This is a genomic window from Streptomyces sp. SID10853 (assembly GCF_010548145.1).
Lineage (GTDB): Bacteria > Actinomycetota > Actinomycetes > Streptomycetales > Streptomycetaceae > Streptomyces.
On record NZ_JAAGLN010000001.1, the window covers coordinates 186,186 to 198,778 of the forward strand.

The 12,593-nt window shown below is 69.7% G+C and carries 14 protein-coding genes; 7 read left to right on the forward strand and 7 right to left on the reverse strand.

All coding sequences use genetic code 11. From position 1 onward, the window contains the following. Positions 1 to 38: 38 nt before the first annotated feature. The 5 genes from G3I19_RS00865 to G3I19_RS00885 all read right to left on the reverse strand — a co-directional run bounded on the left by G3I19_RS00865 (position 39) and on the right by G3I19_RS00885 (position 5,467). Complete coding sequence (locus G3I19_RS00865; protein ID WP_164258312.1) at positions 39 to 2,618, reverse strand: MFS transporter; 2,580 nt, start codon at positions 2,616 to 2,618, stop codon at positions 39 to 41. After that, positions 2,611 to 3,165 carry a MarR family transcriptional regulator gene (locus G3I19_RS00870; protein WP_164258314.1) on the reverse strand — a complete coding sequence of 185 codons (555 nt, stop codon included), beginning with the start codon at positions 3,163 to 3,165 and terminating at the stop codon, positions 2,611 to 2,613. Before G3I19_RS00870 ends, G3I19_RS00865 begins: the two co-directional genes overlap by 8 nt. Before the next feature lie 170 nt (positions 3,166 to 3,335). After that, on the reverse strand, positions 3,336 to 3,800 hold the full coding sequence (locus G3I19_RS00875) for a hypothetical protein (protein ID WP_164258368.1): 465 nt from the start codon (positions 3,798 to 3,800) through the stop codon (positions 3,336 to 3,338). 152 nt (positions 3,801 to 3,952) lie between these two features. Continuing rightward, the gene (locus G3I19_RS00880; protein ID WP_164258316.1) at positions 3,953 to 4,909 is read right to left on the reverse strand and encodes a hypothetical protein; all 957 of its coding nucleotides are present in this window, start codon (positions 4,907 to 4,909) and stop codon (positions 3,953 to 3,955) included. A gap of 45 nt (positions 4,910 to 4,954) precedes the next feature. Continuing rightward, a complete protein-coding gene (locus G3I19_RS00885) occupies positions 4,955 to 5,467 on the reverse strand; it encodes a hypothetical protein (RefSeq protein ID WP_203598952.1) in 513 nt (170 codons plus the stop codon). Positions 5,468 to 5,544: 77 nt separating this feature from the next. Here G3I19_RS00885 and G3I19_RS00890 point away from each other — a divergent pair, with 77 nt between their 5' ends. Then, positions 5,545 to 6,543 (forward strand): hypothetical protein, encoded by a 999-nt coding sequence (locus G3I19_RS00890; RefSeq protein WP_164258009.1) that lies wholly within the window; start codon positions 5,545 to 5,547, stop codon positions 6,541 to 6,543. 249 nt (positions 6,544 to 6,792) lie between these two features. Here the strand turns inward: G3I19_RS00890 and G3I19_RS00895 are convergent, their stop codons facing one another. After that, a complete protein-coding gene (locus tag G3I19_RS00895) occupies positions 6,793 to 7,494 on the reverse strand; it encodes a DUF5324 family protein (RefSeq protein WP_164258318.1) in 702 nt (233 codons plus the stop codon). A 284-nt stretch (positions 7,495 to 7,778) separates the two neighbouring features. On the opposite strand from G3I19_RS00895, the gene G3I19_RS00900 reads away from it, so the two are divergent. Next, entirely contained in the window at positions 7,779 to 8,330 is a 552-nt protein-coding gene (locus tag G3I19_RS00900; protein ID WP_164258320.1) for a peptidylprolyl isomerase, read from the forward strand. A gap of 166 nt (positions 8,331 to 8,496) precedes the next feature. Beyond that, positions 8,497 to 9,417: a rhomboid family intramembrane serine protease gene (locus G3I19_RS00905; RefSeq protein ID WP_164258322.1), complete on the forward strand. Its 921-nt coding sequence runs from the start codon at positions 8,497 to 8,499 to the stop codon at positions 9,415 to 9,417. Between the two features lie 333 nt (positions 9,418 to 9,750). Here G3I19_RS00905 and crgA read toward each other — a convergent pair whose 3' ends face one another. After that, positions 9,751 to 10,008, reverse strand: coding sequence for a cell division protein CrgA (gene crgA, locus G3I19_RS37180; RefSeq protein WP_164258323.1), 258 nt, complete (start codon positions 10,006 to 10,008; stop codon positions 9,751 to 9,753). A 146-nt stretch (positions 10,009 to 10,154) separates the two neighbouring features. On the opposite strand from crgA, the gene G3I19_RS00915 reads away from it, so the two are divergent. The 4 genes from G3I19_RS00915 to G3I19_RS00925 are packed head-to-tail and all read left to right on the forward strand — an operon-like array spanning position 10,155 to position 12,549. After that, positions 10,155 to 10,922, forward strand: coding sequence for a DUF881 domain-containing protein (locus tag G3I19_RS00915; protein WP_164258326.1), 768 nt, complete (start codon positions 10,155 to 10,157; stop codon positions 10,920 to 10,922). A gap of 20 nt (positions 10,923 to 10,942) precedes the next feature. Continuing rightward, positions 10,943 to 11,677: a class E sortase gene (locus G3I19_RS00920; protein WP_164258328.1), complete on the forward strand. Its 735-nt coding sequence runs from the start codon at positions 10,943 to 10,945 to the stop codon at positions 11,675 to 11,677. 60 nt (positions 11,678 to 11,737) lie between these two features. Then, the gene (locus tag G3I19_RS36755; RefSeq protein ID WP_203598953.1) at positions 11,738 to 11,914 is read left to right on the forward strand and encodes a hypothetical protein; all 177 of its coding nucleotides are present in this window, start codon (positions 11,738 to 11,740) and stop codon (positions 11,912 to 11,914) included. Beyond that, positions 11,911 to 12,549 (forward strand): aminodeoxychorismate/anthranilate synthase component II, encoded by a 639-nt coding sequence (locus G3I19_RS00925; RefSeq protein ID WP_164258330.1) that lies wholly within the window; start codon positions 11,911 to 11,913, stop codon positions 12,547 to 12,549. The genes G3I19_RS36755 and G3I19_RS00925 overlap by 4 nt, the downstream gene beginning before the upstream one ends. Positions 12,550 to 12,593 lie beyond the last annotated feature (44 nt).

Sequence of the window (12,593 nt, forward strand, 5' to 3'; positions counted from 1 at the left end):
CGGCCTTGCTCAGTACGCGGAACGCCGCGACGACCGCGTCAGTGGCTCAGGTCCAGGTCGAGGCCCTGCCCGCCCCTGCCGTCCACCAGCAGCGGAACGGCGCTGGGCGCATAACCGCTGGCCACCACCGTGTAGTCGCCGGTGTCGAGGTCGTTGAACGTGTACACGCCGTCCGTACCCGTGACGGTCGACCCCACGGTGTTCCCCGCGGCGTCGAGCAGCGTCACCCGGGCGTCGTCCAGCGGCTCACCCGCGCTGTTGCGGATGGTGCCCTGGACCCGGGCGCCGGGGTCGAGCCGTACCTCGTAGCGGTTGGCGGAACCGCTGGCGACCTCCGCCGGCACGGCCGTCGGCCGGTGCCCAGCGGCGCTCACCGCGAGGGTGTAGCTGCCGGGCACCAGGTCACCGAAGGCGAAGTCGCCCGACCCGTCGGCGGTGCCGGATGCGACCACGTCACCACGCATGTCGGTGGCGATGACGAGGGCTCCCGGCAGCGGACGGTCGCCCGGCGCGGCCAGGACCGTGCCGACGAGGCCGGCCGCACCACTGAGCATCAGGTCGAAGTCGATGGGGCCTTCCCCGACCGCCACCGTCGTCGCCTGCGGCTGCCGTGCGCCGCCCGAGCCGATCAGGACGTACGTCCCGCCGGCGGGAGCCGCCACGAAGTACCGGCCGTCCGGATCCGTCGTCGTACGGCCGAGCTGCCGGCCGCCCAGGTCGATCAGGGTGACCACGGCCTGCGGTACGGGCGTGCCGTCGCTGTCGCGGATGTATCCCCTGACGCCCGTACCAGCGGCGTCCGTGATCCCGGCCTGGTCGTCCGTCTCCGGCCGGGGCGCCGCGTGGCGTCCCGCGGCCGAGGCCGGCAGTGGTTCGGGGACGGCCGCGACGGCGGCCTCGGCCTCGATGGCGGCGGTCGCCGCACCCTCCTCCTCGGCGGCGCGGGCCTGCAGGCCCGACACGTTGCGCAGCGGCACCTCCTTGGTCCACAGGACCATCAGGAAGCCGACCGCGACAACACCCGCCGCGATCAGGAACACCAGGTGCATGGAGTCGGCGAAGCCCTGCTTGAAGGGCTCGGCCAGCCGCGGGTCGAGCTGCTGGATGAACGAGGAGTCGCTCAGCACACTCGAACCGCCGCCGCCCGCACCGGGGTTCTTGACCATGTCGAGCACCGGCTTGTTGGTCGGGTTCGAGAGCACCTGCGGATCGTGCAGCGCGGCCTGGAACTGCGGGGTCTGCGCGGCCGACTTGAACGCCGAGGAGATCTTGTCACCGACGTTGCTGAACAGCACCGAGAGGAAGATCGCGGTACCGGCGGTGGCGCCCATCTGACGGAAGAACGTGGACGAGGCGGTCGCCACACCCATGTCCTGCGGCGGCACCGCGTTCTGCACGGCGAGTACCAGGGTCTGCATACAGCCACCGAGGCCGAGGCCGAAGACCAGCATGAAGACCATGGACTCCCACAGGGGGGTGTCCCACTGGACCTTGAAGTGGAAGAGCAGCAGCGCCGCGACCATCAGGGCGGTGCCGATGATCGGGAAGATCTTGTAGCGGCCGGTCTTCGCGGTGAGCTGGCCCGCCACGATCGACGCGATGATCATGCCGAGCATCAGCGGCAGCATTTCGAGGCCGGACCGGGTGGGGCTGGCGCCCTTCACGATCTGCAGGTACTGCGGGATCATCAGCATCCCGCCGAACATGCCCGCACCGATGAGCACGGACAGCAGACTGGTCTTGCTGAAGATCGAGTTGCGGAACAGCCGCATCGGGATCAGCGCGTCGTCGCCCATCCGGCGCTCCACGAGGATCCAGGCGATGATGCCCACCACCCCGATGCCGTAGCAGAGCAGCGAGTTGGTCGAGCCCCAGCCCCATTCGCGGCCCTGCTCGGCGACGAGCAGCAGCGGCACCACGCCGATCGCGATGGTGACCGCGCCCCACCAGTCGATCCGGCGGTCGCGCCGGACGTGCGGGATGTTGAGGACCTTGGCGACGACGAACAGCGCGATGATGCCGATCGGGACGTTCACCAGGAACACCCAGCGCCAGCCGGTGACGCCCAGGATGCTGCTCTGGCCGGCCAGGAAGCCGCCGATCAGCGGTCCGGCGACACTGGAGGTGGCGAAGGTGGCCAGCATGTAGCCCTGGTAGCGGGCACGTTCGCGCGGCGGCACGATGTCGCCGATGATCGCCAGGGCCAGCGACATCAGACCACCGGCGCCGATGCCCTGCAGGGCACGGAAGGACGCCAGCTCGGTCATCGAGGTCGAGAAGGTGCAGAGCACCGAGCCGACGATGAAGACGCTGATCGCGGTCAGGAAGTACGGCTTGCGTCCATGAAGGTCGGACAGCTTGCCGTACAGGGGTGTGGCGATCGTCGACGTGATCAGATAGGCGGTCGTCGCCCACGCCTGCTGGCTGAGGCCGTGCAGGTCGTCCGCGATGGTGCGGATCGAGGTCGAGACGATCGTCTGGTCGAGCGCGGCCAGGAACATGCCCAGCATGAGGCCGCTCAGGATGGTCAGGATCTGCCGGTGGCTCAAGCCGCCCGGACTGGTGGGTATCGCTTTCGTCTGGGTGTCTCCGCGTGGCGCGGACACGGCCTCACTCATGCTTGGTTGCTCCCTGCTTCGCCGCCGCTTCGGGGTGGTTTCCCGAGCAGTGACGTGCGTGTTCATGCTCTGCCAGGTCGTCGTTGAGGCGTGCCATCAGCCGGATGATCTGGTACCGGTCCTCCGGTGACCACGGCCTGAGGAGTTCCGCCAGCTCAGCGTCGCGCTGCCGCCGGTACGCCTCGAAGGCCGCCCGTCCGGCGTCGGTCGCGTGCAGCAAGGCACCGCGCCGGTCCTCCGGGTCAGGGCGCCGCGCGATCAGGCCGCTCTCCACCATCGACCGCACCTGACGGCTGACGGTCGAAAGGTCCAGGAAGGTGTCCGTGGCCAGGTCGGTCGCGCGCTGCTCGCCGTCCAGTACCAACCGGGCCAGCAGCACTCGCTCGCCGGCGCCCTGTTCGAACTTGGCCCGGCGCCTGCGGGTCGTGAGCAGCCGGGAGAACCGTACGATCTGGCTCCCGAGCCCTGCTGCGGCATCCTCGGCACTGGCATCACCGGTGACCGGCATCGCCTCCGCCGGTCGGTCATGGACCGTCCCCTTGTCCATGCCTCCCGCCTCCGTATTCTTTTTGTTGCTTGTGTCTAGCAAGTGATTGTACCGGCCCCGGACCGGTGCCGAAACACGGCGTGAGTGAGGGCTGCGCCACTAGGGACTGTCCGGCGGGCTCAGCCCCTCCGGTGGCTCAGCTCTTCCGGCGGCTCGGCTCTTGCAGAGGCTCAGCTCTTCCGGCGGGCCCGGTCGGGCCAGACGACATCGACCGGGATGCCCCTCTCCCGTGCCGCGACGACCACGTCCGCGGTGCCGCCGCCCTTACCGGTCGGGGGTTCGCCGTTCCAGACCGCCACGAGACGGTCCGCGCGCTCCAGAAGCAGTGCGTTGGCGGCGTCGTACGCTGCACGGCCCGCCGATTCCTGGGGGATGACGACGACGTCGTCCGATGCTTGCACCAGCCGGTCGAAGCGGGCGGCATGGCCGGGGCGTACGGCCCTGCGGCGGTAGTCCCGGGACGGAATGACGGCGGTCAGACGGCCGCCGGCGGCCAGGACGGCCTCGGCGAACAGCGCGTCGGAACCCTCCGCGATGCAGGAGACACCGACGAGGGGCCCGGCCGCCGCGTAAGGCCGGAGCAGCTCCTTCAGCGCGGTACGGACCAGGGGCACGGTGTCCTCGGTCAGGTCCATGTGCCCGGTCACCGCGATCACCGTTACCGCCACAGCCGCACTCCCGTATTCGACAGCAGGCGGCGGATCCTATCCCGCGTCCGGCCGGCAGCCCCGGCAGCAGCTCCGAGGGCAGGCGGCGCGTCGGCCGACGGCCCGGCCGCCGCGCGCTGTCACGGCAGTGGCCACGGGTAGCGCGCCGGGAAGCCGCGGCCCGACAGCTCTTGTTCCGTCGTACGGAGGGCGGCGGTGAGCGCCCCGTGGAAGAAGCGCACGGATCCCTTGCGGCCCAGCTTCCGCTTGACGTACCACCAGCGCAGCACCGGAGTGTCCCCGGGGCGCGCCCGGCAGTACTTCACCACCTGCGTCCGCTCGTGGAGCGTGAGCTCCAGCTGGTGGACGCGGAGAGTGGTGACGTCGTCGACGGAGCCCGCGAAGCCCTCCAGGGCGGCCGTGATCACGCAGGCGTCCAGGAACGCCTGCGGATACTCCGCCTTGTACAGCTGGGCCGGCGGCAGGACAAGGACCAGCCGGGTCTGGAGTTCGTGCTGGGTGATCTGGTCGATCTCCCACTTGAGGGCGGACCTGATGCCCTGACCCGGCGGCAGGATCAGGACGATGGAGTGCGCGCGCCGGATGAGGGTCCGGACGGCGTCCTGCCACTGGTCGTGGGGCGAGCGCATCCAGACCGGCCCCGGCGGCGCGAGCCGCAGATCCTGGTCGACCAGTGCGTAGGTCCGCAGCCCGAGGGCTTTCCGGGCGCTGCGGGCGATGGCCTGCTCCATGGTGGAGGCGCCGAACCAGGCGTGCGCCAGGGCCACTTCGCCGTCACTGCCGAACGGCCGCAGGATCAGGCAGTACTCCTCGTCGGACCTGACCAGCGGGCCGACGATCTCCTGGTACATCCGCGTCCGCGTGGTGCGCCGGTAGCGGCCCCAGGTGAGGGCGATGGGCACGCCGATCAAGGCGACGTAGACCAGGGGGCGTACGAACGTCAGCGGGTCGAAGTAGCCGCCGTACTGCCGGTGCAGGGAGAGCAGTTTCAGCCCGAGAGCCAGCAGGACGCCGACGCCCACGAGGATGAGCAACCCGCCACCGCGCACACCGCGCCACAACTTCCGCCCCCGCATGGGCACGAACGTAGCGCACCCGTGTGACTACGGTCCATGAACATGTCACATCGCGATGCCGGCCACGAAGGCCATCAGATACGAGAGCGCGAAGATGACCGGCACCCACTGCTCGACATGCGTGAGCGGCAGATATCTGCGCCAGTCCAGCCCCTGGCCCAGCGCACCCCACTCCGCACGGGAGTAGGCGAAGGCCGGAAGCCGCGCTTCCAGGGCGCCGATCACCTCGTACTTGGCCGCGTTGAGCTGCCGGTACGAGCGGACCATCACCCACCACGCCGCGCACTGGGCGAACAGGATCAGCAGCCCGGAGGCCAGTAACCAGACGGAGGTGCCGGTCAGGGTGTGGCCGGAGAGCGCGGCCACCACGGCCACGACGGCGCTGTTGAGTGACAGGAAGAAGGTGTTCGTGAGGTTGCGCCGGGCACTGACGCGGTCGGCCATCTCCACGCAGAGTTTGTACTGTTCGAGTATCGCCTGCTGGTACCGGTCCTTGGCCCGGGAGTAGTCAGAGGTGTTGATGTCGGTGTTCCACAACGCTTTGCCGATGTCACTCATGCCCTCAGCATGACGAAGGCGCGAGTTCTTGTCACCGGTTCTTGTTACCGGGCGAACTGCTGCGCCACGCTGGCGGTATGACGGCGGAAGACGGCTGTACGGGCCGCCCCGGGGGTGCCGGCGACGGGCCCTCCGGCGACGGGGATCAGGGCGGGAACGGGGACGGCGGCGAGGACGGCCGGGAAGCGCGGTTACGGTTCATCGGAACCCGGACGTCGCGGCTGCTGGGGGCGGTCGCCGTGCTGGCGAGCGGACCGCTGCGGCTGACCCTCCTCGCCTGCTACTTCGCCCGGCATCTGCACAACCGCCTGCTCCACCACGGAGGTTGGGGCATCGCGGCGCTGGCCGGCTCCTTCCTGCTGCCGGTCCCGATGTACTACCTGGCCGCCGCGGTGCGCCGCGCGGGGCGCCGCCGTCTGGCCCGCCCCGCGGATACGGAGCCACCGGGTCGCCCGTATGTGCTCTATCTGCGGGGGTTCGCCGAGGACCCGCGGCTGGCCCGGCTCGCGCCCACGGTCCGTACCGTGCTCGGCGGCCCCGGGCGCTCCCCGCTCAGCGAGGAGGAGCAACTCGCCCGTGCCGTACGCGTCATCGGCCCGCTGATCGCCGTCGGCCGGCCCGGCGCCCGCCTGCACCACGCGGGAGCGCGGCGCGCCACCATGCCCGCGGACGACTGGCAGGGCCCGGTGCTGCGGCTCATGCGGGAGGCGACGCTGATCCTGATGTCGACCGGCGGTGGCGGGGCCGGGCTGCGCTGGGAACTGGAACAGGCGCTGACCCGGATACCGGTGCAGCGCCTCATCCTGCTCGTGCCACACGGGGCCGGGCCCTACGCGCAGCTCTCCGGTGACCTGCTCCGCGAGGGTCTGATCCCGGTGGCGCTGCCCGGCTATCCGCCGCTCTCGGAGCGCCGATCCCGGGTGCTTCCGTACCGGGGCGCCGTCGGATTCGGGGCGGACGGCGCCGCGCACTTCATCAGGTTCGACCCCCGGTGGCCGCATGTGGGAAAGCCGCTGCGCGGGGCGCTGCTCGATGCCCTGCTCGCGGTGGAGCCGGGGACTCTCAGGGAAAAGTAGCGGCGCCCGGCTCCCGAGCCCAGGAGGCATGGTGGGCCGCTCAGGCTCAGGCTCAGGGGCAGTTGGCTCTGCTGGATGTGTCTTGAGACGCGACCCGCTGGCGGATGTTTCACGTGGAACGTCGAAGGCGCCAGGAGACCTGAGTCTCCTGGCGCCCCGCACGCTCGCGTCCGCCCGCCGGACAGCAGATCAGAATCAGATCCGGATCCAATCCGGGTCAGGTCAGGATCAGTTCCGGTTCAAGTCCGGTCAGTTCCGCGGGTCGTCGCGCTCCGGGTCGCCCTCCTCGGCCTTGGCCTGCTTGGCCTTGACCTCGGGGTCCAGAGCGTCGGACGGGCTGCCGTCGACCGAGCTGAGCGGCCGCCGGCCGTCCCCGACCTCGGTGGGCGCGGGCGGCTCGACCAGCCAGTCGGGGTTCGCCTGCTTGTCCCACCACTTCCAGGCGGCGAAGGCGCCTCCGGCGACCACGCCGAGCACGAGCATGCCCTTGGCCAGCCGGCCCGCCTTCGCGCACCGCTGCTGCCGCCTGGCCAGCCTCTGGATCTGCTTCGCGGAGACCTGACCGCGCAGCGCCGCCACGGCGGCCGCGCTGCGTGCCGTGGCCTCCTCGCGGACGGGCTGGGCCGCTGCCACGGCCTGTTCCACCCGCGGGGCGAGCTGGCCGTGCGCCTGCCGGGCCGCCTTGGCCGCACGCTGCGCCGCCGCGTCGACCTTCGGCGGTACATGAGTGAGGGCCTGGTCGACGTGGGGTGCGAGGCGTGCGTCGTACTGGGTACGGGCCTGCTGGGCCGCCAGCGAGACCTTCGGGGCCAGCCGTACACGAGCTTCGCTGGCGTAATGCGTGGCCTGTTCCTTGGCCGTTCCGGCGTAGGGCGCCACCACTTCCGCGGCGTGCAGCACGTTCTCCTTCGCCGTACCGGTCGCGGCGCGCACGCTGTCCATGCGGGTCACGGGTTCCTCCTCATCGGTGGCGTTCTGTCATTCGCCTGTCCACCCTTTTCGAAATCATGCCTGTCCGGCACCTTCGCGGCACCTGAGAGCGGGCATCCGGGTCAGGAAAGACGTAATCCTTCATTGTGGTGCAAGGGGGATTCTGCGGCCGACAATGCCATGGTTCGGTCCGGCACGCGCCGGTTCGGCGGTCACCCGGGTGCTTTTCCCCTGCGTGGCGGCTCGGGAGTTCGGGGCCGTGCGAGGATCGGGGAACGTCAGAGAAGACTTACGGAAGGCACACCGTGGCCGAGCAGCTTTACGCCACCCTGAAGACCAATCACGGCGACATCGAGATCCGGCTGCTGCCGAACCACGCGCCGAAGACGGTCAAGAACTTCGTCGAACTCGCTCAGGGGGAGCGGGAGTGGACCCACCCGGCCACCGGTAAGAAGTCCACGGACCGGCTGTACGACGGCACCGTCTTCCACCGTGTGATCAGCGGCTTCATGATCCAGGGCGGCGACCCGCTGGGCAACGGCACGGGCGGCCCCGGTTACGAGTTCGGTGACGAGTTCCACCCGGACCTGGCCTTCGACAAGCCGTATCTGCTCGCCATGGCCAACGCCGGACCGGGCACCAACGGCTCGCAGTTCTTCATCACGGTGCAGCCGACGACCTGGCTGACGCGCAAGCACAGCATCTTCGGCGAGGTCACCGACGCCGCGAGCCAGAAGGTCATCGACGAGATCATCACCACCCCGACCAACCCGCGCACCGACCGGCCGGTCGAGGACATCGTCGTCGAGACGGTCGTCGTCGAGACCCGCGACAGCGCCGGCGCCCGCAAGAGCTGAACCGCGCGGCGGCCGGAGAGCCGGCCGCCGGATCCCGCGGGCGCGGGAGCGGTGGGAGCAGAGAGCCCGTTGCCTTGTCCGGTACGGGAACCACCCGCCCCGTTCGTCCGTATGACGAGCGGGGCGGCGCAGTGCGTACGCGACCCGTACGAGACGAGGGAACCCGATGGAAGAGTTGCCAGGAGGCCCGGAGCGGCAGTCCGGGGCGGGCGGTCTGCCCCACTGCTACCGCCACCCCGGCGTGGAGACGGGCATCAGCTGCGTCCGCTGTGAGCGGCCGATCTGCCCGCAGTGCATGATCAGTGCCTCCGTCGGCTTCCAGTGCCCGGAGTGTGTGCGCGGCGGCGCGGCTTCGGGCCCGGGAGCGGGCGGGGGCACCGGCAGCACCCCGGCTGCCGCGAGCCGGCCGCGCACCGTGGCGGGCGGTGCGGTCACCGCCGACCCGCGGCTGCTCACCAAGATCCTCATCGGGATCAATGTCCTGGTGTTCATCATGCAGGTGGCGAACAACAACAGCTTCGACTCCAGCTACGAGCTGGTGGGCCAGGCGCAGACCACGCCGTTCGGGCCGCTGGTGGGCGTCGCCCAGGGGCAGTGGTACCGGCTGTTCACGGCGATGTTCATGCACGCCAACTATCCGCACATCGGCTTCAACATGCTCAGCCTCTGGTGGATCGGCGGGCCGCTGGAGGCGGCGCTCGGACGGGCCCGCTACATCGCGCTGTATGTGCTCTCCGGGCTGGCCGGAAGCGCGCTCACCTATCTCATCGCCTCGCCGACCGAGGCGTCGCTCGGTGCGTCCGGCGCCATCTTCGGGCTGCTGGGTGCCACGGGTGTCCTGATGAAGCGCATGAACTACGACATGCGGCCGCTGCTCGGTCTCCTCGTGGTCAATGTCATCTTCACCTTCACCGGCGGCATCGCCTGGCAGGCGCATCTCGGCGGCTTCGTCGCCGGGATCGTCATCGCGATCGGTATGGTGCACGCCCCGCGCGAGCGGCGGACGCTGCTCCAGTTCGGGACCTGTGCGCTGGTGCTGGTGGCGATCGTCGGCATGGTCCTGGCCAGAACCGCGATGCTGACCTGAGGGCCTGGGCCTGACCCGGGTGCCTGGCCCCAGCGCCTGCTCCGGACACCTGATCCAGGTGCCCGATCCGGTCCTCAGGCACCGGTTGTCCACAGCGAGTGGCGGATCTTGTGCATCCTGTGGGGAACAGCAGTGCCCCTTGTCGCTGACCTGGGTTTCCCCAGGAAGGGCAAGGGGCGGGCCACTGTTGTGGTATGGCGCCGAGTAGTCACACCGGCGTCAACACCCGAAAGTTATCCACAGATCTTCTGAGTTTTCCCCGGCTGTGGATAGCGCTGTGGATAACTCAGGGCAGGGCTTGACGGGCGCCTGGGCGTGTGGCAGCGGGACCGGCTACTTCCACTGCGTCGAGACGCCGAAGCCGCCCGCGATGAAGCCGAAGCCGACCACGATGTTCCAGTTCCCGAACGGCTTGATGGGCATATCGCCATCGGTGACGTAAAAGACAACGATCCAGGCGAGACCGATCAAGAAGAACGCCAGCATCACCGGGGCCACCCAGCTGCGATTCGTCAGCTTTATGGCGGTCGCCTGCTTCGTCGCGGGCGGCGGCGTGAAATCGGGCTTCTTGCGGATACGTGACTTCGGCACGAGGGGCTCTCCTGTCGATGCGCTGCGTGACCGCGCAGGGGGAACTGTGTGGGAAGTGCCGGGAGCGGGATGCGACGGGACGCATTGCCTCCCCCAGGCGTCCGTTAGCGTAGTGCTTCCGGGGTGTGGAAGGAGATAAGGGTACGTTGAGCAATTCCGACGACTCTCCCACAGGAGCTGCCCGCCCCCGCGACCGGCGGCCGGTCCGCGTCCTCACCGCCGCTGTTTTCGCCCTCGCCGGACTCATCTTCGTGACCAGCTTCAACACCGCCAAGGGCACCGATATCCGCACCGACGCGTCGATGCTGAAACTCTCGGACCTCATCCAGGAGCGCAACGGCAAGAACAAGGAGCTCGGCGACTCCACCGCGGCCGTACGCCGGGACGTCGACGCGCTCGCCCAGCGTGACGGAGGCACCACGAAGAAGGAGGACGAGGGGCTCAAGGCCCTGGAGAAGTCCGCCGGCACCCAGAAGCTCAGCGGCTCCGCGGTCTCGGTCACCCTCGACGACGCCCCGCCGAACGCCACCGCCAACCCCGGCTACCCCGAGCCGCAGCCCAATGACCTGGTCATCCACCAGCAGGACCTCCAGGCGGTGGTGAACGCGCTGTGGCAGGGCGGCGCCAAGGGCATCAAGGTCATGGACCAGCGGCTGATCACCACCAGCGCGGTGCGCTGCGTCGGCAACACCCTGCTCCTCCAGGGCCGCGTCTACTCGCCGCCGTACAAGGTGACGGCCGTCGGCGACCCCGGCAAGCTGAAGAAGGCACTCACGGCCTCGTCGGCGATCCAGAACTACCTGCAGTACGTGAAGGCGTACGGGCTCGGCTGGAAAGTCGATGACGACGGGGCGGTGACTCTTCCCGGTTACTCGGGCACAGTGGATCTCCATTACGCAGGACCTGTGGGGTAGTTCCGGGGAGGCGGCCGGCTGTGACGGTACGAGTGATCGTCAGGAGCTTCAGCGAACTCTGCATCACCGTAGGCGCGTTGATCGTGCTGTTCGTCGCGTATCTGCTGTTCTGGACAGGCGTCAAGGCGGACAGCGCAGCGGACCACCAGATCGACGACCTGCACCGTCAGTGGGCCCACAGCGCCTCCGCCACCCCGGGCCCCGCGGCCGGTGCCTCGTCACCGTCGAAGGCGTCGAAGCCGGCGGGACCGAAGCCCGCCGCCACCCCCGCCCCCGTCGCGTACCGGGCGGGCAAGCCCTTCGCCGTGATGTACGTCCCGCGGCTCGGGCGGAGCTGGAGCAGGCCCGTGCTGCAGAACACGGCCGTCGGGACGCTCCAGCGGGGTCTCGGCCACTACACGGGGACCGCCAGGCTCGGCGCCACCGGCAACTTCGCGGTCGCCGGTCACCGGCGCACCTACGGCGACCCGTTCAAGGACTTCCCGAAACTCCGCCCCGGCGACGCGGTGGTGCTCACCGACGGGACGACCTGGTACACGTACCGCATCGACAAGAAGCCCTATCTGACCGTGCCGTCCGATACCGGGGTCATCGCTCCGGTGCCCGTGAAATCGGGCTTTCAGGGGGCCGGCCGCTATCTGACGCTCACCACGTGCGACCCGGAATGGGGCAGCAGCCACCGGCTCATCGCCTGGGGACATCTCGACTCCACGCAGCCTGTGACGCAGGGCAAGCCGGCCGCTTTGCGCGGGTGACCCACGGGCGCCTGCCACTGCCCTCTACTCTGGTGCCGTACCACGAACGGAAGGGACAGCATGTACGGCTGGATCTGGCGGCATCTGCCGGGCAACGTATGGCTTCGGGCGGTCATCTCGCTCGTGCTCGTGCTCGCTCTCGTCTACCTGCTCTTCCAGTACGTCTTCCCGTGGGCGGAGCCGCTGCTTCCGTTCAATGACGTGACCGTCGACCAGGGGATGGGGGCCGTGCGATGAGCGCCCGCATCCTCGTCGTCGACAACTACGACAGCTTTGTGTTCAACCTCGTCCAGTACCTGTACCAGCTGGGCGCCGAGTGCGAAGTCGTGCGGAACGACGAGGTCACCCTCGCGCACGCACAGGACGGCTTCGACGGCGTCCTGCTCTCCCCCGGGCCCGGAACGCCCGAACACGCCGGTGTCTGCGTGGACATGGTGCGCCACTGCGCCGACACCGGGGTCCCCGTCTTCGGGGTGTGCCTGGGCATGCAGTCGATGGCCGTCGCGTACGGCGGAGTGGTGGACCGGGCGCCCGAGCTGCTGCACGGCAAGACGTCCCCGGTGACGCACGAGGGGGCCGGTGTCTTCGCCGGACTGCCCTCGCCCTTCACCGCGACCCGCTACCACTCGCTGGCCGCCGAGCCCCGGACGGTGCCGCCCGAGCTGGCCGTCACCGCGTGGACCGCCGACGGCATCATCATGGGCCTGCGCCACCGGGAACTGCCCGTCGAGGGCGTGCAGTTCCACCCCGAGTCGGTCCTCACCGAGCACGGCCACCTGATGCTCGCCAACTGGCTGGTGCAGTGCGGGGACGCGGGCGCGGTCGGGCGGTCGGCGGGACTGGCGCCGGTGGTGGGCAAGGCCGCGGCGTGACGGCACTGCGCCCCGAGCAGGACGGCGCGGGGGCGGCCGGGGCG